Here is a 22,273-nt window from a genome sequence, read left to right as displayed (position 1 = left end):
GAACAAAGAAGAGAAAATTATGTCCAGGCACATCCGCACCGCTGTCCACTTCATTCCGCTCTCTTGTCTCTGCGCGCTCCTGGTAACTCCGGTGACGCGCGCTCAGCAGCTGTCGCTCTCTCGCGATAATGCCACCGTGCTCGTCGAGCCCTACGCGCCAAATATCGTTCGCGTCTCCATTAGCCTGCGGCGCGAGGATGCACTCGCTGCACCTGGTTATGGCATCGTAGCGACGCCAGCTCCTACAGGATGGACAGCCGGGAGCGACACTTCAGGTGACACCTTGCGGTCCAACCGCCTTGTCGTCACGGTCTCACCCCAGGGGCCGAAGTGGGTTCCCACCGGAACCAGCGCCGACATAGCGAAGTTCTTCAACGGCTCCACTCCAGGCGTCGGCCTCTCCATCAAAACCCCCAATAATGCGGACCTCGTTCGCATGCAGGGCTGGCAGATGTCGGTCCCCAACCACAAGGACGGCAACGCCGACATCCTCTACGACCGCCGCTCCACTGACGCACCCTTCTTCCAGGTCGGCGCCAGCTTCGCCTCACCACCGGATGAGCACTACTATGGCTTGGGTCAGAATCAGGAAGGCTACCTCGACCATCGCAACCATGTACTCCGTTGTGCTCACGACTACAACGCACCCTCTGGCCAAAGTGTATGTGTACCATTCATAGTTACAAACAAAGGTTACGGCATCCTCTGGGACAATCCATCCGCGACCACCGTCGCCTTCGGATTCAACGATCAGGTACGTTGGACATCAGATGTCGGCCAACGAGTCTCTTTCTTCGTCATCGCTGGTGCAACTTACGATGAGATCTACGCCGGCTATCGTCTGCTCACTGGCTCAACCCCTATGCTCCCAAAATCCGCATACGGCTACATTCAGAGTAAGCAGCGCTATACCAGCCAGGCCGAACTTCTCGGTGTGGCGCACGGATATCGCGAACGCCACTACCCAATCGACGACCTAGTCATCGACTGGTTCCACTACACCATCATGGGTCAGATGGACATGGATCCCACCAAGTGGCCAGACCCCGCGGCGATGAACAAAGAACTGCACGCCTTGAACTTCCACACCATGATCAGCATCTGGCCCCGCTTCGTACCAGAGGGCCGTTACTACAACACCGTGCTAAAGAATGGATGGTTCGAGCACCTAGCCGACGGCACGCCTACCAATGGCTTACCCTACGACCGCGCCGGCTCAGACATCGACATCACGAACCCGGACGCTGCAAAGTGGTACTGGGACGTCGTCAAAGAGAACTACATCAGCAAAGGTTTCGACGCCTTCTGGGCCGACGAGACCGAGCCAGATCTTCCTCCTAACGGAAGCTACTTCCACATTGGCCCTGGCACGCAGTTCTTCAACATCTACCCCCTCTTTCACACTGCAGCTTTCTACAATGGCTTTCGCGAAGACCTTCCGACTAGGGCGCTCATCCTCGCTCGCGACGCATATCTCGGCGCGCAGCACAACGGCGCCATCTTCTGGTCCTCCGACATCAGCGGAAATTGGGACACCCTGAAACGTCAGGTCCCAACCGGCATTAACTTCGTGGCATCGGGTACACCCTACTGGAGCACCGACATCGGCGGCTGGCAGTATCTTCCCTCGCATCACACTCCGCTGCACACCCCGCTCATCGACCCCTCTGATGCCCGCGAAAACATTGGCCACTACGATGACTATCCCGAGCTCTACGTCCGCTGGTTCGAGTACGGAGCCTTTCAGCCCAACTTCCGCAGTCACGGAAGCCGTCCGCAGAATGAGGTGTGGTCCTACGGCAAGCAGGCCGAACCAATCCTCGTGAAGTATCTTCGTCTTCGCTATCAGCTCATGCCATACATCTACAGCCTCGGCCACATGACCAACCAGACCGGTGCTCCCTTCATGCGCGGCCTGTTCATGGACTTCGGAAGCGACCCCAAGGTTGCCAATATCGCTGACGAGTATATGTTTGGACCTGCTCTGCTGGTCGCTCCGGTAACAGAGCAGGGAAGTACATCACGCGAGGTTTATCTGCCTGCTGGAACTGACTGGTACAACTTCTGGACGAATACGAAAGTGCATGGTGGACAGACCATCACTGTCGATGCTCCCATCGACACGATTCCCCTCTTCGTTCGTGCCGGTTCAATCATTCCTCTTGGCAGTGTTGTTGAAAGCACCAACGAAGATCAGAAGATCGATCGCGTTCGCGTCTACCCTGGAGCCGACGGCGACTTCGACCTCTACCGTGACGACGGCAACACCTACAACTACGAGAAGGGCCAGTTCCAACTTACCCATCTTCACTGGTCCAACGCGACAGCCAAGCTGACCCACAGCGGTCCAGACGCATGGAGCGCGCCCGATGCCTCGGTCCTCGAGGTAGAAAACCGATAGATAGAGTCGCATCTTCTGAGACGGGTTACTCGCACGCGCTCTAGCTAACCGTTCGCAGCAACCCGTCGAGAACCTTCCTCGCTCCAGCCTTCATCTGCAACTCCCGAACAACCGATCCATAGCGAACTCTGACAACCCCATCGCGCTCTGACAGCAGCCTCAACTCAGTCATTCGCCCAGCTTTCCAGGTCACTCCAACTGTCATTCCTCCTATCGCCCTTAGCCCGTCGACTCGGCCCTCGGGCAGTGCGGAGGGTAATGCTGGAAGCACGCGAACTTCATTCGGACGGCTATCCAGCAGCATCTCCGCAATCGCGGCCGTGGCCCCAAAGTTGCCATCGATCTGGAACGGCGGATGCGAATCCCACAAATTCGGAAAGCTTCCCGCCGAACTCTGTTTAATAGGATCCACGGGATTCCAGAGGTTTCGGAGTAAGGCATAAGCATGGTCTCCATCTCCGAGCCGCGCCCACAGCAACATCTTGTAAGCAAGCGACCAACCCGTTGCGCCATCGCCTCTTACCTCCAGCGACTGTCGCGCCGCCTCAGCCAGCTTCGGAGTTGCTTCAGGATCGATCTCTTCTCCTGGATACACGGCCCACAGATGCGAAACATGACGATGATGCGGATCGACCTCGCGATATGGTTCAAGCCACTCCATCACGCGGCCGTCGGCGCCAATCTGGATAGGAGCAAGCTGCGCCTGCGTCTGGATCAGCTTCGTTCGTAGATCCTCGTCCAGTCCAAGCTTCGCCTCCGCCTCTGCCGTCGCGCCAAACAGGTAACGAAGATTCTCCTCGTCGATCGCAGGTCCCATGCACACGCTGGCCTTCCGTCCATCGGGCATGTAAAAAGTGTTCTCCGGCGAATTGGAGGGTGCCGTGACAAGCCATCCATGCTTCGGCTCGTGAACCAACATCGACAGATAAAACTCCGAAGCGCCCTTCATCATGGGATACATGCGTCGTAGAAACTCCGCGTCGCCCGTGTAGAGATAGTGCTCCCATATGTGCTGGCACAGCCACGCGGAACCGATAATAGTCGAACCCCACGAAGCCTCTTCTCCGGGTGACGTGAAGCCCCACGCATTCGTCATCACATGCGCGACCCATCCATCGGCGCCGTAGTAGCTCCGTGCTGTATGTCCGCCGGGCACCTGCAGGCCTTCCATAAGAGCGAACAGAGGATCCGTAAGATCTCCTAGTCCCGTTGGCTCCGCTGGCCAGTAGTTCATCTGCACATTGACGTTCAAGTGCCAGTCGCCCTTCCATCCAGGATGGATGCCCTCTGCCCAAAGCCCTTGAAGATTTGCCGGCAGGCCACCCGGACGAGACGACGAAATCAACAGATAGCGGCCAAACTGAAAGTAGAGCGCCACCAACCCAGGATCGTTCGCTCCCAAATGAGCCGCGGCTAAGCGGTCTGCGGCCGCGCTCTGCTCCAGAGCTGCGTCTCCCATCACAAGCGATACTCTGCGGAAGTAGCTGCGATAATCCGCTTGGTGGCGCGCCAGTAACAACGCATAAGACCGCTGTGCCGCCGCGCGCATATCCTGCAAAGCGGCGAACTCGGCGTCATGGCTGTGACGGCCTGCGAATCCTCGATAGTTGGTTGCCGCGGTCACCAGTAGCGTAACCTCGTCAGCGCGAGAGATCAAAAGAGAATCGCCATCGACTGGTCTTATCGTGCCGCCGCGAATGAACGCTCGCACACGGGTGGCATACCGAAGGCCAGCCATGTCGTGCACGCCCGAGTCCAGCGCGCCCGTCATCACCAAGCCATCTTTACCATCGGTCTTCGTCTGGAAACGCTCCACTCTGCCCAGACGAACGCGCAACGAAAGCGAACGCGATCGGCTCGCGCGCAGGTGCACCACAATCACCTGGTCCGGGGCGCTTGTGAATACTTCGCGTGTATAGCGCACTCCATTTGCCTCAAAACTCGTCGTCGCCACAGCCCCATCGAGATCAAGCCATCTGCGATATTCGCTGGCGTTCGCATCCTTCATCCCATCAAACGAGAGCAGCAGTTTTCCCAACTCTTCGTACGAACCATAGCGAGGATCGCCGCTCCCCGCATCAGCCGATGTAAAGCTCTTATTTACCAGAACCTCGGCGGCCACATTGTCACCCGCAATCAGAAGCCTGCGAATCTCTGGGAGCTCTTTCGCAGCGTCTGTGCGATCCGAGTCGTGGGGTGAGCCGGACCACATCGAACTCTCATTCAGGTCCACTCTCTCCTCGGAGATGCCGCCATACATCGTCGCTCCTAGCCGTCCATTGCCCGTTGGCATAGCCTCCTCGAAGACGCGTGCCGGCGCACCGAAGCGCACCAGCAGGTCACCGGAAGGCACGTAGCTCTGGGCCGCAAGCATGGAACTGAAGCCCAACAGCAACGTAAGCGCGCCACATTGTTCCACCTTAGTGAAGCCGGACAAAGCGGTCCTCCTACTTACTACCGGTCGACTCCTGAAGCACCACGACACCAAACCGTGGAAGTGAAACGCTCGCTGTGTCCCCACCCTTGAGCACATCGTGCATTGCATGTGGCAGCTTGATGACGCGCATCTCCGATCCATAGTTCGTCAGAATGAGAACCCGCGTCTTTGTGTTCGACCGTATCGCCACATCCACGTCTGCCGGAATCTCAGGCAATACTGCCGCGACGCCGCTCTCCTCGAGCATCCACTCCGCAGCACGTCTCATCGCAGCCGCATCAAGCCCCGTGCCAATGTATGTAATAGTTCCACGCCCAACTTTGCGTGTCACAGCCGCGGGCTGTCCGTCCAACCAGCCGTTGCTCGTTCCGTAACGCATCAGAACCTGCGTAGCCTGATCCATTACGCCAAGCTGTTCGGCCCAGATCGTATCCTGCGCATCTCCCCACACGCCGCTCACCGGCACTGTTTGATCCAGCGCGTAAAACTGCTCAACCCTCGCTCCCAGCATTGCGGCGAGTGGTCCCGGTTGCCGCTCTGGAAATAGACTGTTGTCTTCGTCCTTCATGGCACTCCGCTGCCCTAGCACGAGATTGCCACCCGTACGAACGTAAGCCTCCAAATTCTTTGCAGCCTCCGGCGTCAGTACGTTCAACGCCGGAGCGACGACCAGTTTGTACTGCGTCAGAGGAGCTGTATCCGCAATCACGTCAACCGAACCAGCAAGTTTATGCAGCGGAGCGTAGTAACTTAACAGAGCCTCGACCGGATCGAATGCTTTGTTGTGCCTCTGCCAATTGATAGCCCATCGACTCGAGTAGTCCTGCAGCACCGCAACCTCCGACCTCACAGTCGTTCCAGCCAGCACTGGAGCGGCCTTCTCGAACTCAGCCCCAATCTGCTTCACCTCGCCGTATAGCGGGACGGGCGTCCCATCGGCTCCAACCAGCGTACCGTGGTACTGCTCCTGTCCGTTCAGCGCACTCCTCCACTGCCAGTACTCCACTGCATCCGAGCCATGGCCAATCGCATTCCACGCCATAGCCCGAACCTCTCCCTTATCGAGCGCATTGTTGTCCGTCTGCCAGTTCACAAAGCCCGGCTGCGTCTCCATCACCCAGAAGTTCTTGCGCAAAAATCCACGAGTCAAATCGTGTGTCGCACCATTGCGCACTGGGTCCAGATGTCCGGCCCCCACATAATCGTCCCACGAGGCAAAGTCCAAATCCTGCGCCACGGTGTAGTGATCGTATGCGTCGAACCACCCCATCATGTTCGTAGTGATCATCTGTCGAGGCTCAGCATGCGCGCGAATCGCATCCAACTGGTTCTTCTGATAACTCCGCCAAGTGTCGGAGACGAACTCTTTCCAGTTCAGCATCAGGCCCGGGTTGCCCCCATGTTCGGCGATCGGAATCTGACTCCAATCCTGGTAGGTCTCGCTCCAATAAGCGGTCGTCCACCGCGTATTTAGATTCTCAAGCGTCCCGTACTTTCCGCGAAGCCAGCTTTGAAATTGTGCCTGGGTAGTTTCTCCATAGCTCTCATTGGCGTATTCGTTGTCAATCTGCCAGCCGATAACATTCGCGTCATGACCGAACGCCTCGGCCATCTTCTCCGCGACCCTCCGGCTCAGTTCGCGATACTTCGGATCGCTCCAGTCGAACTGTTGGCGATTTCCATGTCCATCCTTCCTGCCGTTTTCCATGGTGCGTAGGGTCTCAGGATACTTCTGCGTAAGCCAGGCTGGCGGCGCGGCGGATGGCGTCCCAATCACAACCGCAATGTGATGCCGTTCCGCCGCACGCACTGCATGCTGCAGCCACTCCAGACGAAACTCGCCCTCGTGCGGCTCGATGGTGCTCCACGCAAACTCACCCACGCGCACAAAATTTACATGCGCCTGTTCCATAAGCGTGAGATCCGCGTCCCATCGGCTCTCCGGCCACTGCTCGGGATACCATGCCGCTCCAAGCCTCAATGCAGGGCGCCGCGCATCTGTGGGCAACGCAACCTGGGCAAGAGCAGGGACACTCAAGGTCAATAGGACAAATGCAGATCGCACAACCCAACACCGCAAAATCATCGAAACTCCTTTACTCGAGAACCACACCGGTATTCGCGGTCCGATGCTGCTCTTGCCTCGACTACAGGTAACGGTTAATCAGATTTTCCAACTGCTCCTGCCGCCCTGATCGCGGCTGGGGATTGATATTGCGTTCTTCGCTTCGGGCAGCGATTGCCTCCAGCGACTCCTTGCCCGCAAGCATCGCCTTGTTCTCCGGCAGATCCCAACCCGCATAGCGCGCGTCCACAATCTCAGCCAAACGCCCTTCCTCATGAATCTTCGCAGCAATCAGGAACGCACGAGCGCACATATCCACGCCCCCAATGTGCGCATGCAGCAGATCCTCCGGCTCCGTTGACTGCCGCCGTACCTTTGCGTCGAAGTTCATTCCGCCCCTCCCGAGGCCCCCAACCTGGATCACGTGATACATCGCCAAAGTCATCGAGTACAGATCTACCGGAAACTGATCCGTGTCCCAACCAAGCAACGGGTCGCCGCGGTTAATATCGAGCGAACCAAGAATCCCCAAGTCAGCGGCTGTGGCAATCTCATGCTCGAAAGTGTGTCCGGCCAGCAACGCATGATTGGCCTCAAGATTTACCTTCACCTCGCTCTCAAGGCCAAACCTCTTCAGAAACCCAAACACGGTCGCCGTATCGAAGTCGTATTGATGCACGGTCGGTTCCTTCGGCTTCGGTTCAAGCAATATTTGGCCATTGAATCCGATCTTGTGTTTATACTCGACCACCAATGCGAGCATGCGGCCCATCTGCTCCAGCTCGCGCTTCAGGCTTGTGTTCAACAGCGTCTCGTAGCCCTCGCGCCCGCCCCACAGTACATAGTTTTCGCCGCCCAACTTCTTCGTTACATCCATGCAATGTTTAATCGTCGTCGCACTGTAAGCAAAGACTTCTGGGTCTGGGTTGGTCGCGGCGCCGGACATAAATCGCGGATGACTGAACAGGTTCGCCGTACCCCATAGCAGCCGTGTCTTTGACGACTCCATCTTCTTCGCCAGGTAGTCCGACATGCTGTGAAGATTCGTAATTGACTCACGCAGGGTTTGCCCGTCGGGAGTGATATCGCGGTCATGGAACGTGTAGAAGGGAAGATCAAGAACGCGAAAAAGGTCGAATGCAGCGTCTGCCTTGTCTTGCGCAGCCTGCATCGCATCGCTGCGGTCCATCCAGGGGCGGCGAATCGTCGGCGCGCCGAATGGATCGCTACCGTTCATCGCCAGACTGTGCCAATAAGCGACTGCAAATCGCAGATGCTCGCGGAGTGGCTTTCCCAACACTGTTCGGTCCGCATCATACCAGCGGTACGCCAGATCGGATGTGCTCTCGGCTCCCTTGTATTCCACTGTCGGAAAGCTACTGAAAATCGATTGCCCCATATATCCCCCCAAATAAAAATGTGTCTTGCGCTTTGTACCGCACAGAAACTCAATCCACCGAGTGCGCCACTGGTCGGAACCGCACCGTGTAGGAACCTCCGAAGAGGGTCAGTAGAACGCCCCACCAGAGCGTCGGCTGTAGGTTCGCCAGAACTGTGGCGGGCTCGTGTCCGAAACGCTCAAAGATGCCTTGGCTTAGTAGAACCAGACCGTCAGCCAGCATCAAGATGCCGCAGAAAAACCATATGGAGAGCTTTGCTCTGCGCTTCTGCAAATTCTGATCTTGCGAACGATTGTCTCTCATCGTGTCTCCTCGCAGCTCGCTTCTAAAAAAACACTATATTCAGAATGAAAAACACAATGATCACCACGACTGCCCAGAAGGCAGGCTTCTGCCATAGCTTTTCGGCGCCGTCGCTAGGCAGCGGAGTTACTCCGTAGACCAGCCCAGCAAGTTGGGCGGTGGGCGTAGCCGTTGTCATCAGGCTCACGGTCACTGTTATCACAACGCAGATCAGCCAACTCCACAGCGCACGATAAAGGTTCTCCGCCATCGGACGCGCATCAGGACTCATCGCGATGTATCGCAGACCGTCGGCATTCAAACGAACCCAAACAAACATCCCTATCGAAGCTGCGGTTCCGGCCAACAACCCCCAGAATCCGCCAGCTCTCGTCGCCCTCTTCCACAGCATCCCCAAAATTACGGTGCCAAAGAGTGGCGCGATAAAAAAGCTGAATAACGCTTGAACGTAATCCATGATCGACGCCGCGTTCATCACCAGGTAGGCCGTCGCAATCGATACAAGCATCCCAATAACGGTTGACCATCGTCCCATCGCTACGTAGTGCTTGTCAGACGCTCTCTTGTTGATGAAGGCGCCATAGAGGTCATAAGTCCAGACAGTCGAGAAGGCACTGATATTACCCGCCATTCCGCTCATAAAGCCCGCTATCAGCGCCGTGATTCCGAGCCCTAATAACCCGGGGCCGCAGTAGCGAACCAACATCAACGGCAGCACGTCGTCGTAGCTGTGCTGTCCGGTCACCTTCGCTACACTTCCGGGCACCAGATGAAACACCATGGAGCCGTCGGCGTTGTGCAGTCCAAGCGCAATCAGACCGGGCAGGATCACGATCAACGGCACTGCCATTTTGAACGCCGCACCGATCACCGGCGCCATCTTTGCGGACCGCAGGCTGTTCGCGCTCAACACCCGCTGCACCACAAGAAAATCCGTCGTCCAATAGCCGAAGCTGATAACAAACCCCAGCCCAAAGACGATGCCCGTCCAATGCACGCCCATCGGGTTGTCTTTGAACCCTCCAAGCGTGTTCCACAGGTGCGTGTAGTTGGTATTACCTACGTTCGTCGCAATCTGCGCCTTCAGATTCGTCCAGCCATGTGCCTCGATCAACCCCAAGATTGGAATCGTTGCTGCGCCCGCCCATATCAAAACAAACTGCAGCACCTCGTTGATGATTGCCGAGCGAAGACCTCCAAGCATTACATATAACGCAACCGTTCCCGCGCCCACCCAGATCGAGAACGTTAGATTCCAGCCAAGCACTGTCTGCATCACGACAGCCATGGCATACATGTTGACCCCGCTCATCAGGATTGTCATCAACGCAAACGACACGGCACTCAGTGCTCTTGTGCCCTCGCCAAACCTCAGATGCAGATAACCCGGTACAGAGTGTGTCTTCGAGATGTAGTAGAACGGCATCATCACGATGCCCAGAAACAGCATTGCTGGAATCGCGCCGATCCAGTACCAATGGGTTGCAAGCATCCCGTATTGATATGCTGCCCCTGCCCATCCCATCAGCTCCAGCGAGCCCAGATTCGCTGACACGAAGCTCAGCCCAGCCACCCACGCCGACATCTCCCTTCCAGCAAGAAAGAACTCTTCGCTCGTGTTCGTAGACCCCTTCACATAAAACCCAATGAAGATGACCAAAGCGAAGTAGAGCAGCAGAATCAGGACGTCGACTGGATTAAGTCGCGTCATCTGGGCGCCGAGTAGAGAAAAGCTGAAAGCGACAGAAAGCATTATGTACTACGAAAAGCCTTCCAAAAGGTGGGTGAAGCGTCAGGGAACATCAAAAACCCTATTTTACTCGCGACCCGAACTATATCGGCTACTCCATAAAGTTGTCAATGATGATTGGGTCAACCCCAAATCCATATCATCGCGCTGGCCGCACAGAATTAGGTGTTTGCAGGTTTTTACACACCTCTTTCGAGATCGTTCCACTTATCTCTATAAAATCGCCGTGGCACACCGCTATACTGGACCTCGAAGAAATAGTTCTTGCGATTTTATTAACTCAGGGAACCTCACGCACATCCCTGCAAAGTCGAGATGGAGCACTGATGAACTCTCAGCTCGTGCGAGCGCACCATGTCTGCTAAAGAAAGAACAGAGCACGTCGACAAAGGATTCAGGCGCGTCGACCTCGCCTATGTCGAGCTTGCATCAAGCGAGATCGCTCGTGACATCAACCGCGACATCGTATTGGAAATCGTTCGTTCCAAGCAGCCCATCTCGCGTGCCGACCTCTCACGCGTCTCTGGCTTGCAGCCTAGCACTGTCTCCAATATCGTCGAGCAACTCCTACAGGAGACTTGGATCGTTGAGGGTGCCGTAGCCCGCAGGCCCCGCGGCCGCCGCCCGACCATGCTCTCGCTCAACGACAATCTCGTCATGTTGGTAGCCGACCTCCGGCCACGAAGGGCAATCCTCGCCATTATCGACCTCAACGGTCGCATGCTCGCGCACGAAGAGATCAGCATCTTCTCGGATCCCGAACGATCCGTCGCCGGCATGATCGAAGCCATGCAGGCCATGCGCGATCGCTTCCCACACAAAACCTTTGAAGGCGTCGGAATCAGCGTGCCGGGCCGCGTCCATCCAAAGACAAACCATCTCATTCACGCCCCTAATCTCAAATGGACGGACTATGACATCAAGGGAGCGATCCAGAAGAAGCTGCGCCTTCAGGTCGAACTCGACAACGATGCGACGGCCTGTCTACTCTCCGAGCTCTGGTTCGGCCGCATGGATAAAACGCGTAACGCAGTTCTAATCAGCCTCTCCGAAGGCCTCGGCACCGCGATCTTCGCCAACGGACAGATCGTCTCGGGCCTCAACGGCCTGGCTGGCGAGTTCGGCCACATCCCAGTAGACCCTGCCGGCCCTCTCTGCGGCTGCGGCAAGCGCGGTTGCTGGGAGACGCTCGCTTCATCCGACGCGGCCCTGCGCTTTTACTCCGAACTCAATCCAAACGCAAATGTCACCTCCATTCAAAATCTCATGCACCTCGCCGAAGAAGGTGATTCTCTCGCCATCAAGGCGATAAAGAAACAGGCCCTGCATCTCGGGCAAGGCCTACGCCTCGTCACTGCGGCCCTTTCTCCGGAACTCATCCTCATCACCGGCGCTCTCACCACAGCGTGGTCTACCTTTGGCTCCATCGTGCAGGACGAGTTGGTATCGGGAATTCTCGCAGGTTCTCCCCCCCGCCTTGAGATCACAACAGGAGGAGAGATGGCCCGCCTTCGTGGAGCTGCCGCCATCGCACTTCAGCGGCACTCCGGCTATCACAGCTCATCCCGCCGCGGCACGAAAGATAAATCGAATGCAGGCAAGCGCTCTGAGACTGGTAACTAACCCAATCAACGTACACAATCACGAGACTCACATCTATGTATCTAGGTATCGACTGCGGCACGCAAGGGACAAAGGCTCTCCTGATCGATGAGCAGGGCATCGCACTCGGTCGAGGACATGCCGCGCATCAAGTCATCCAGCGATCCTCCGGCGCCCGCGAGCAGGATCCTCAATGGTGGATTGAAGCCCTCCGACTCTCAGTCAAGCAAGCGATAGCACAGGCTCCCGGCCATCCCATCGAAGCCCTCGCAGTCTCCGGCCAACAGCACGGCCTTGTCGTTCTCGACGAGCGCAAGCAGGTCATTCGCCCCGCCAAGCTTTGGAACGACACCGAAACAGCAACGCAAAACGCGGAACTCATCGCCCGCTTCGGGGGCCAGCAAGCCTTCTTCGAGCGCTTCGGCATCATCCCCCTCACCGGCTACACCGTATCAAAGTTGCTCTGGCTGCAGCAGCGGGAACCAGAAAACTTCGCCAGAATCCGTCACATTCTTCTTCCCCACGAGTACCTCAACTTCTGGCTTACCGGCAATCTCTGCGCGGAGTACGGCGACGCCTCCGGAACCGGATACTTCGATGTCCGCAATCGCACCTGGGCCGCCGAGGTCCTCGCCTCAATCGACCAGGGTACTGGCCATCTCCTTCGCGCGCTCCCGACCCTCGTTCCCGCGCAGCGAATCATCGGCACCGTAAAACCGGATGTAGCTGCCGATCTCGGCATCTCCAACTCCTGTCTCGTCGCCAGCGGCGGTGGCGACAACATGATGGGAGCCATCGGCACCGGTAATGTCACCGAAGGCGTCGTCACCATGAGCCTTGGCACTTCCGCTACCGTCTACTCCTTCCGCAACAAACCCGCAGCCAGCCCTAACCCGAGCATCGCGCCCTTCTGCTCCTCCTCCAACGGCTGGCTTCCCCTCGTCTGCACCATGAACGCAACCAATGTCGTCACACAGACCCTGGATACGCTTGGCCGTACAGTCACTGATATTGAATCGGCTCTGGCCACCACGATTCCCGGAGCGGATGCCCTGACCTTCATCCCCTTCCTCAACGGGGAACGCACTCCCGATCTGCCGTCTGCGCACGGCTCTATCCTCGGGGTCTCGGCGTCCAATTTCACTCCAGAAAATCTCATCCGCGCGACGATCGAAGGAGTCAGCTTCGGCATTCTCGAAGGCCTCGATCTCATTCTCGATGGCACAAACGCGAAACGCATTCTGCTCATCGGAGGCGGGTCACGTTCCGCGCACTGGCGCCAGCTCCTCGCCGATGCCAGTGGCACAGACGTGCACGTTCCTCTTGAAGAAGAGGCCGGTTGTCTCGGCGCTTGCATTCAGGCCATCTTCGCCGCTCGCAGCGAAATCGGCTCGCCGGAGACCTTCATCGAAATCTGCGATCGTTGCATCAAGCTCGATGACCAGCGAACCGCCTCGCCCAATCCTGCCAGGGCGTCACAATACGCTCAAGCGCGTGCAGCGTACAAGCATTATCGGATAACTCAATACGGCGTCTAGTTCCAACGATCCGCTGTCTTGCCAGCTGCCATGCCAGTAAAGTAGAGGATACTTAGTCTGTAACTGTTCAGCAGAGCTGATCCCGGCAGTCCCTCTTGGATCCATATCTAGTGTGGGAGTTTTAACGTGCCTTGCACGCTGAAGCTGGCGGTTTTCCCAAGACGACTGTCTGGTTGAGATCCGCCTACCGCAATAACATAGCTACCCGGAACAACGGCTCGATTGCCCTTATCGTCCACTTGGGACAGGGTACGAGAATCAAGAGTGAAGGTGACATGGGTTGTTTCGTCCGGTTTCAGATGCAGACGCGTGAAACCCGCGAGGGCTAGGTTCGGAGACACCGAGGAGTAAGGTGGCATCAGATAGAGTTCCGCGACTTCGTCTCCCTCTCGAGTCCCTGTGTTCTTCACATCTGCTTCGGCTGTAATGGAGTCACCGGCCTTGAGTTTTGAACTAGAGAGCCTGAGGTTTTGATAAGAAAAAATGGTATAGCTAAGCCCATAACCGAAACCATAAAGCGGTTTGCCCTTGAAGTAACGGTAAGTTCGGTTGGCCATGGAATAGTCACTAAAGGCGGGCAACTGTTCGACCCCGGCATAGAAGGTCACGGGAAGACGCCCGCCGGGGTTGTTTTGCCCGCTTAGAGTTTCAGCAATTGCTTCCGATCCCGCTTCCCCGGGATACCAGGCTTCTAGGATGGCTTTGGCATGCTCCTGAGCCCAGTTGACAGAGAGAGCAGAGCCGTTCATGAGAATGACCACCAGCGGCTTACCGGTCGCGGCAAGTGCTTCCAGAAGTTCTTGCTGCGCAGCGGGAAGCTTGATGTCCGTCCGATCTCCGCCGGCGAAGCCTTCGACATGGAGGGACATCTCTTCACCCTCGAGATTAGGAGATAAGCCTACAAACGCAAGAATGACATCAGATTTCTGAGCGATTGCGACGGCCTCTTTTCGTAAATACGAAGACTGTGGAGTCCACTCGAATGAGAGGTCTGCGCCGCGGAGTGGCGCGTGATGTATGTACTCGACTCTAAGATCATGTGGATTAGTGTCCACGAAATTCAGTCGAAAGTGCGAATCTAAACTATTCTCTGACGGGGAGTCACTTGCAATGAGTTTTCCATCAACAAAGATCTTAAATTGCTCGTGTCCAGTGCAGGGATAGCAGTCACCAAAATGCATTGCGAGCGCAAGATCTCCCGTCTGTGGAGCTGTGATGGTTCCGGTCCAGCGGACAGCAAAGCTATTGGAGGGCACGCCGGGCGTTGGAGCAGCGGAGTTCCAATCGAAGTCAATCGCCTTGTCAATACGTGTCGTTACAGGGTTGCCTTGGAAAGTGCTGTCGGAGAAATACTCGGCCTTCAGCCCGTTTTCAACCGCTGATTTGCTGGGATGAAACATGGTGCGAGGAATCGGTAGAGGCACCTGATCCGCATACGGCGAGCCCTGAGCATAGAGGATCATTGAGTTCTTAAACTCAGCTGCAATGGCGTCGACAGGGAGTTTGGGGTCTTCGGCAATTGCATTGTAGTTGCCTTCGATGGCTGCCAAGGAGGCAGCATTAGGTCCTATGACGGCGATTGTACGAGTGTTCAGGTCGAGCGGCAGAAAAGAGGAGTCGTTTTTCAGCAGCACCATCGACTTCCTGGCTGCAGTTTTGGCCAATTCTCTGTGGGAGGGGGAGTGGACTTCGGAGAAGGGAATCGCTGCATAGGGGACCCGGGAAGCGTCATCGAAGAGGCCAAGACGATACCGCGCAAGGAGCAGTCTTTTAAGGGAGGCATTGATCTGTGATTCGCTAATGAGATGTTTTTTCAGAGCTTCGGTGAGAGAGAGGTAGGTCTCGCCGCAGTTTGTATCTGTGCCGGCTTCAATGCCTGCGACAGCTGCTGCCTCCTTGCTCGGTGACAGATGATGTGCCGTCACTTCATAAAAGTCGTCGATGGCACCGCAATCAGAGGTGACGAAGCCTTTGAAGGACCAGGCGTCACGAAGAACCGTTTGGAGAAGGTATTTATTTGCGCAAGCGGGATAGTTGTTGATCGAGTTATAGGCGCACATGATCGAATCGGCTTTCGCTTCGGTTATGGTGGCCCGGAAGGCGGGAAGATAGGTATCCCAAAGATCGTAAGGTGAGGGATCAACATTGGCGCTATGACGAGTCGATTCTGGGCCACTATGTACGGCGTAATGCTTAGGAGTAGCGATTGCTCTCAAGTAGTGAGGATCATCTCCTTGGAGACCTTCGACAAACGCTACGCCCAGACGCGCGGTAAGAAATGGATCTTCCCCATATGTTTCTTGGCCGCGGCCCCAGCGTGGATCGCGAAAGATATTGATATTCGGCGACCAGATAGTAAGACCGTAATAGATGGAATGAATGTTGAGGCGTACGGCTTCATTGTATTTAGCGCGAGCTTCGGTAGAGATTGCCGTTGAGATCTGGTGAATGAGCGGAGCGTCCCAGGTGGCGGCCATACCGATAGCCTGAGGAAAGAGTGTGGCGTATCCAGAACGGGCAACGCCATGAAGACCTTCGCTCCAATAATCATAGGCAGGAAGATTAAGGCGCGGGATTGCTGGTGCAGTGTTAATGAGTTGAGCGATTTTCTCGTCAAGGGTCATGCGTGACATGAGGTCATTGACTCGTTCATCATCGGAGAGAGATGAGTAGAGAAGTCGCTTTGACGATTGCCCGAACGAGGCAAGAGGCAAAAGACCTAACAAAACAATAAGAACGGAGATCAAATGTAACCACATAGAACGAGTGTCTCCAAAGACATTAGCAATCCTACCGCCTTGAGGCCAGTTTCTTATTTGCTTGTTCGACCGAACCCTCTATTCCTAAGCCAGGTTCGAGGGATTAAGGCGACCGAGATGCCGAGTCTTGTTGGCTCCCGTCGTTACAGACGGCAGAGAGTAGCCTTGCTTTTACATGAGGCATTATGAAGAAAACGTACCAACATGACTATCTTCGCCGCACCAGACGAAAGGTGGGCCCCGATCGATGGGAGTTCCTCTGGAGAGAAACTGACGAAACTGGTGTGCGACTACGCCGCACAGCCATCATTGGAACAGTCGAACAGTATCCAACCGAGACATCTGCCCTCGTTGCAGCCAATGGCTTGAGGATGCGCATCAATGGCGATTTGTACCGCCAGCATCTAAAGCCTCTTTCTATTGGAACCCCAATCGCTGAGTTATTGGAGATATATCCGCGCTTGGATGAGGCGATGATTGAACTCGCATCTGTATATGCCAAGGCTGTCCATGAGAAGGCCGGCCAAAGCGCCGTGACCTACCGAAAGGGACTCTGGTCTCAGTTTCTAAGGGGCGGCTTCAAGAGGCTTAGTGGGACGCGGTTTGTTGAAGCTTCTCATCGATGAATAGATACCGCTCCCGAAAATCGCCGCTCGATTCGACATCGATACCACCTTCGCCAAAGACAGTTGTCCACGAAAGTGTCTAGATGGCCGAATAGTGAAATCGTAAAGGTGCGTTTCCATCTCGCGTGATGTGCAAAAGCAAGAGCTGACCTAGCAGCAAACTCTGATTAGACTTCATGTTGGCTGGTACCCAGCATCTAATTTTGGTTTGACTAGTCTCGCCGTCGCAGCCAGTCTGCCATTGCTCCCAGCAAAGCCGCGTTCTCAAAGTGAGACGATATTTTCAGAACGCCTGCCAGCTCAAGTGGTCCTGATCGCATTGCGGGCAAGAAAGTCTCCGAGCTGCGAGAAATGGAGCCGCCTAAAATGATTGGGCAGAAGATAGGTCTCGACAACCAGACGGAGCTCTTTTCCAAAGGCCAACATCGTATCAGCCGCAACAGCATCGAAGTTGGACTTCACCGCAATCTCTTTGACCGATCTATATCGCCCGCTGCGATCTTCATGCAGTTTCATGATGCCACGGGTGGAAATAAATTCTTCGACTGTGCGGCCCTTCCAAGGGAGAGCATAAAGATCGCAATTGTTGGGAAGAATTTCAGCTGCGGGCACCGCTCGTCCATCTATCGCAAATGAGGCGCCGATCCCCGTCCCCAAAGTAATTCCAATTGCCCTAGCCGCGAATGACTCTTGAAGCTCACCAAGAAGAAAGGCGTCTGCATCGTTGAGGAACACGACGTTCTTTTCGTCAATCCCGAATCTAATTGCTAGATGTTTACAAACATTGACGCTATACCAAGCAGAGAATTTGTGTTGCAGCCACGAAACCCCAGTCGAGTATTCGAATGGCCCCGGCATCGCAACCGCGATTCCTACTATGGCCTCCGAAGAGTTCAGAGCAGCCAGAGCCATGCGACCAACTTCGTCGACCCGGTCAAACAGATATGTTGCTGAACCACCTTCGTTCAAGGCTAGGGATGCTCTGGTTCCGTCGAAAGGGCTGCTCACCTTCGCAGCCATGGCGGCAACGTGGCTGCCTCCTAAATCGAAGCTCACGACGACCCCGCTGCTCGTTGAAGCTGCCATCTGACCAGGATTGGATTGCGAAATACATCGCATACCCGGTCCAAGGAACCCAGAAAAGTTACTCTTTCATTGCCAGAAGGAGAGACCCACCAGAATGGGTTTATCCTGCCACTCTACCATAAAAGCCCCTATGCGGTCGAAGTAATTGGGAGCAGCTGAGAAGTAGCGGATGCCTGCCTGAGCCATCGCAGAGACCGTCCCCCAGGTACACCCAGGAACATCGCTGATCATGGCTGAGTCAACGCGGACTCCGCATTGATGGCCTACTCGGTTGAGTAACGAAACAATTGCAGAAGTTCTTCAGGCCGGTAAAGGCCAGTAAGCTCGTTTGCGTACATCCCGTTGATCGCGACCCAACCCCTCTACACAGCGCTGATCAGCTCTTCGCGCTCTGACTCGGTCTTGGTTCTCAGGAACAGATCTGCTCCCCAGAGAACCTCGAGGTTCCATATGAATCGCGCTCCCTGCGGGTAGTTGGCCGTGGCCCGCGCTAGTGCAATTCCCTTGGAGATATTGGTCATTTGTTTTGCTTCGATATTGCTCTGGAGATCGGTAAACCCAAGGTCATGGTGAGAATGAGGCAGGATGAAGATCTCGACTTTGCGTACCGGTTCGACTCGAACGTCAGCCGAGTCCGACTTGCCTGCGATTTCATAGTCAAGACGCACTTGCGTTGCTGTTTCAACCGGATCGACATAGACGCTGAATGTATGTGTCCCTGTAGACAGAACGCGTCGGTCGACTTCCTCGTGGTCGGCGCGGACCACCAACATTGCATCCGTTCCGGTGTGCCCAATCGTTAGTTGGATCGGTTGGAGAAGTCTCGCGCCTTTTTTCGTGATCCCGCGAATTGGCACGGCAAAGCTCGGCTTCTCCATGGAGGTCTGATCTTGGTCAACAGCCAAGAGTCGAGCTCGCGCACATATGACCCCGACTACCGCCGCGAATCCTCTTATGACCTCACGTCTGTCCATCTTTGGCGAGAGATTCCCTTCGAGCCAGGCAGACGGGCTGAACAGGCCGCCGCGAGCCAAGGATACGTTCGTTCGACGGGAATGCTAATGGATCGATGATTGTATGTAAAGAAACGAGCATGTAAAGAGAGTGAGAATTACATTAAGCGTCACTAATAATGAGCGATATTTACATGCGGGACGTTCGAGGTCGTTACGAAACACAATTGAGGAGATGCGAGAGGAGCGACGAAATGTTCACGCTGATTCCCCGAGACTGTGAATCGTGAGCCCTGGAGCGGCACCCTGTCACAGTTGGTGAAGGGTCCTTGTCACTTTAGCTGCACCGAGCACGTTTGTGATGCGCTTGAGGTTGTATGCCATTGTCGCGAGAGCAATTTCAGCCTTCGCGCCGGACAATCCACGTAGCAGGAGACGCGGGTGCCCGAATATTCGATACTTGATCGTCGCAAATGGGTGCTCGACGGTGGATCGACGCAACCGCATCGCTTCTGGCGTCACTCGTTCCTGCATACGATTCAATGCTTCTTCATATAAGTGGCGGGCTAGACCACGCCTCGGAGCCTGCGTGCAGCGCGACTTGAGAGAACAGGCACCACAGTCAGCGGCTGAAGCTTTGTACATGGTGTAACGGTCTTTTTGATTGGTGTGCTTGCGCAGAAGCGTCTTGTTGCCGGGACAGACATACGAATCAGTGTCAGCGTTGTAGTGGAAGTCAGCGCGACCGAAAAGACTGCCGTCGCCTTGGTTGTTCACCGTTCGCATGACTGGAACATACGGAACCATGCCCGCCGCTTCGCAGTGAGCGACCTGCTCTCCATTGGAGTAACCGGCGTCCGCTACCACCTTGAAGCTGCTTGCTTCAATCGCTTCCTTCGCAGCCTCCGCCATAGGCTTCAGACAACGGATATCGGAGGCATCAAGAACGACGGCGTGGGCGACGATCAGCGCATGTTCCGTATCTACGGCCGTTTGGATGTTGTAGGCCGGGAGAGCTTGCTGACGAACCAACATGAAGCCGGCCTCTGGCTCCGCATTTTGCTTCAGCTTGTCGAGTGCAGCTTGTACGGCGGATTGATCGATCATCGTCTTCTGCTCTGTGTCCGCTTTCTCCAAACTGTCGAGATAACGCTGTAATGCGATCCTTTCGCGAACAGTGTCGATGCTGGCCACAGCGCGGAACTTGGAGCCATCGATGGCGATCCACTCTCCACGAATCAAACCGCAACTCTTCGCAAACCGGACAAGTGTTGCGCCAGCTGCGGTCACCGCTTCGCGGTGGACGCGGCGGAACTCCGCGATGGACTTGTGGTCTGGATAGAGTCGTCCCAGTAACCACATCAGCTCTACGTTACGGAGACACTCGGCTTCCAAGCGTCGCGAGGATCGAATCTGATTCAAGTAGCCGTATAGGTATAACTTCAACAGATCGCGTGGATCGTAGCCGGGGCGACCGGTGTCGGCTGCTACTGCGCGCTCAAAGCCTAGCTCAGTCATCGCCAGCGTGCCGACGAACGCGTCGACGACACGACACACATGATCGGCTGGCACAAGCTCATCGAGCACCTCGGGGAACAGTGTGCCTTGGCTGCGGCCTTCACCTTTGATATAAGCCATAATCGACAAATTCCTCGCCCTTGCGAGGACATCGTCTCACTACTAGCTGTTTAAATCACCCAAACTTTCCGACCGGAACATTGCGAGTACGCCTAAGGCCAAATGGCGAGACCGGCGTTTTCGGGCACCAATCCTCGGAATGCCGCTCAACCCTATGTCGATGAGCGCGTTGGCCTGTTGTCACGAGCCAAGATTTTGCAACACGCGCAATCAATAAACAGAAGCCAACTTTTACAGGATCGATAATTTAGTACCGGCAAATACTATTGACGCAACTACAGCGATTCGTTTTAGGGCTGGCCGAGTCTTTCCTGCTTTCGCCGCGATCCTCATTCCTGCCAGCGTGCTGTCAAAGAAATCGGCGAGACTCTCAATGTCTGTAGGAGCATCTAGTTCGCCTTCCAGTTGAGCTCGTCTCAACGTATCCATGAGTGTTTGGCGTTGTAGCCTCCCTGCACTGCGGGTAATTTGCGTCACCTCTTCATCTCGCATCCCGAACTCACAGACGGCATTGATTCCCATGCAACCATCTGTACTGGAAAGATCTTTGCGCTCCGCAAACTGGATAAGTGCTCTCCGGACAGCAGCAAGGGGTGACCCTGGGCTCTGGAGTTCCAAATTGATCGCGCGAACGCTCTCCGCGACATAGACTTCGAGAGCCTTTAGAAAGAGGGCACGTTTGTCCCCGAAAGTGTCATACATGCTTTGTCTCCCAACATCCATCGCTTGCATCAGGTCTTCCGTTGATGTGGCAGCAAAGCCCTTTTGAGAGAAAACGGATATGGCACGATGAAGAGCTTTCTCTTGATCAAATTCCTTTGGTCGGGCCATATCCTTCTCTCCTCGTTTTCAATTATGCGATGTATCCGCCGTCGATTGTGAGGCTCGACCCTGTGATGAACCCGGCCTCATCGGAGGCGAGATACGAGACAAAACCGGCAATTTCTGACACATCTGCCATTCGCCCAAGCGGAACCAGGGTCTTCACCGCCTCGGCATGTGGCGCACTCATGTCAGTTGCAGTCGGACCAGGCTGGACATTGTTGACGGTAATTGCCCGAGGTGCGAGGTCGATGGCAGCTCCTCGTACCAATCCGACGAGGGCAGCTTTGGTCATGCTGTAAACGCTTGCCCCAGGAAAGGCTGTGCGAACGGCAGTGTTACTGCCGATCAGGATGATCCGTCCTCCGTTTTTCATATGCTCCGAGGCCTCTTGTATGCCGATAAATGCAGCTCGGACGTTAATGTCCAACATGCGATCGAGGTCTTCGAGGCTGTAGGTGCCGACGGTTCCCCGAATCAAGATTCCGGCATTGTTGACGAAAATATCCAGTTCGCCCAACTCTTTTACGACTTGATCGACTGCCGCACGAATGTCGTCGGCAGAGGCGCTATCCGCTTTGATCGGGAGTGCCTTGCCTCCCGCAGCTTCGATTTCGCTTGTGAGCCGCTTCGCTTTTTCTTCCGAGTTGGAATAGGTAAATGCGACTGCTGCGCCGTCTGATGCAAGCCGCCTTACGATTCCTTCGCCAATTCCTCGCGAGCCACCTGCCACGAGAGCGACCTTGCCTGTAAATGATCGACCGTACTTTTCCGTCATGTCCATTCTCCGTTTTGAGTGCAACTTAACATTTTGGATTATATTATCCAGAAAAAGATTCAGATTTTCTCTGATCAGTCTGCTCGACTCCATATGTTCCAGGATTAGTGACGAG

General features: G+C 55.5%; 15 protein-coding genes. 4 read left to right on the top strand and 11 right to left on the bottom strand.

All coding sequences use genetic code 11. The features are described from left to right. Positions 1-19 precede the first annotated feature (19 nt). The gene (locus HDF09_RS19960) at positions 20-2,401 is read left to right on the top strand and encodes a glycoside hydrolase family 31 protein (RefSeq protein WP_183769227.1); all 2,382 of its coding nucleotides are present in this window, start codon (positions 20-22) and stop codon (positions 2,399-2,401) included. A gap of 40 nt (positions 2,402-2,441) precedes the next feature. Here the strand turns inward: HDF09_RS19960 and HDF09_RS19955 are convergent, their stop codons facing one another. The 5 genes from HDF09_RS19955 to HDF09_RS19935 all read right to left on the bottom strand — a co-directional run bounded on the left by HDF09_RS19955 (position 2,442) and on the right by HDF09_RS19935 (position 10,317). Then, a complete protein-coding gene (locus tag HDF09_RS19955; protein WP_183769226.1) occupies positions 2,442-4,838 on the bottom strand; it encodes a glycoside hydrolase family 95 protein in 2,397 nt (798 codons plus the stop codon). Positions 4,839-4,848: 10 nt separating this feature from the next. Further along, positions 4,849-6,924, bottom strand: coding sequence for a beta-galactosidase (locus HDF09_RS19950; protein WP_183769225.1), 2,076 nt, complete (start codon positions 6,922-6,924; stop codon positions 4,849-4,851). Between the two features lie 61 nt (positions 6,925-6,985). Next, positions 6,986-8,302, bottom strand: a complete 1,317-nt coding sequence (gene xylA, locus HDF09_RS19945; RefSeq protein ID WP_183769224.1) for a xylose isomerase — start codon at positions 8,300-8,302, stop codon at positions 6,986-6,988. A gap of 49 nt (positions 8,303-8,351) precedes the next feature. After that, entirely contained in the window at positions 8,352-8,606 is a 255-nt protein-coding gene (locus HDF09_RS19940; RefSeq protein WP_183769223.1) for a hypothetical protein, read from the bottom strand. Positions 8,607-8,628: 22 nt separating this feature from the next. After that, positions 8,629-10,317 (bottom strand): sodium:solute symporter family protein, encoded by a 1,689-nt coding sequence (locus tag HDF09_RS19935; RefSeq protein ID WP_260181843.1) that lies wholly within the window; start codon positions 10,315-10,317, stop codon positions 8,629-8,631. Positions 10,318-10,710: 393 nt separating this feature from the next. Here HDF09_RS19935 and HDF09_RS19930 point away from each other — a divergent pair, with 393 nt between their 5' ends. Both HDF09_RS19930 and xylB read left to right on the top strand, forming a co-directional pair. Beyond that, positions 10,711-11,979: an ROK family transcriptional regulator gene (locus HDF09_RS19930; RefSeq protein ID WP_183769221.1), complete on the top strand. Its 1,269-nt coding sequence runs from the start codon at positions 10,711-10,713 to the stop codon at positions 11,977-11,979. A gap of 35 nt (positions 11,980-12,014) precedes the next feature. After that, positions 12,015-13,496 carry a xylulokinase gene (gene xylB, locus HDF09_RS19925; RefSeq protein WP_183769220.1) on the top strand — a complete coding sequence of 494 codons (1,482 nt, stop codon included), beginning with the start codon at positions 12,015-12,017 and terminating at the stop codon, positions 13,494-13,496. Between the two features lie 107 nt (positions 13,497-13,603). On the opposite strand, the gene HDF09_RS19920 is transcribed toward xylB, so the two are convergent. Continuing rightward, entirely contained in the window at positions 13,604-16,255 is a 2,652-nt protein-coding gene (locus HDF09_RS19920; RefSeq protein ID WP_183769219.1) for a glycoside hydrolase family 3 C-terminal domain-containing protein, read from the bottom strand. Between the two features lie 185 nt (positions 16,256-16,440). On the opposite strand from HDF09_RS19920, the gene HDF09_RS19915 reads away from it, so the two are divergent. Then, positions 16,441-16,881, top strand: a complete 441-nt coding sequence (locus HDF09_RS19915) for a hypothetical protein (RefSeq protein WP_183769218.1) — start codon at positions 16,441-16,443, stop codon at positions 16,879-16,881. A 300-nt stretch (positions 16,882-17,181) separates the two neighbouring features. Here the strand turns inward: HDF09_RS19915 and HDF09_RS19910 are convergent, their stop codons facing one another. The 5 genes from HDF09_RS19910 to HDF09_RS19890 form a co-directional block, all read right to left on the bottom strand. Then, positions 17,182-18,000: an ROK family protein gene (locus HDF09_RS19910; RefSeq protein WP_183769217.1), complete on the bottom strand. Its 819-nt coding sequence runs from the start codon at positions 17,998-18,000 to the stop codon at positions 17,182-17,184. Between the two features lie 329 nt (positions 18,001-18,329). After that, a complete protein-coding gene (locus tag HDF09_RS19905) occupies positions 18,330-18,845 on the bottom strand; it encodes a polysaccharide deacetylase family protein (RefSeq protein WP_183769216.1) in 516 nt (171 codons plus the stop codon). Between the two features lie 384 nt (positions 18,846-19,229). Beyond that, positions 19,230-20,558, bottom strand: coding sequence for an IS1182 family transposase (locus HDF09_RS19900; protein WP_183769215.1), 1,329 nt, complete (start codon positions 20,556-20,558; stop codon positions 19,230-19,232). A gap of 231 nt (positions 20,559-20,789) precedes the next feature. Next, a complete protein-coding gene (locus HDF09_RS19895) occupies positions 20,790-21,389 on the bottom strand; it encodes a TetR/AcrR family transcriptional regulator (protein WP_183769214.1) in 600 nt (199 codons plus the stop codon). A gap of 22 nt (positions 21,390-21,411) precedes the next feature. After that, a complete protein-coding gene (locus HDF09_RS19890; protein WP_183769213.1) occupies positions 21,412-22,158 on the bottom strand; it encodes a 3-oxoacyl-ACP reductase family protein in 747 nt (248 codons plus the stop codon). Between the last annotated feature and the right edge of the window lie 115 nt (positions 22,159-22,273).

This window comes from Edaphobacter lichenicola, from assembly GCF_014201315.1.
Taxonomy (GTDB): domain Bacteria; phylum Acidobacteriota; class Terriglobia; order Terriglobales; family Acidobacteriaceae; genus Edaphobacter; species Edaphobacter lichenicola_B.
The sequence above is the reverse complement of the archived record's forward strand: the minus strand, read 5'-3'. Positions and strand labels throughout refer to the sequence as shown.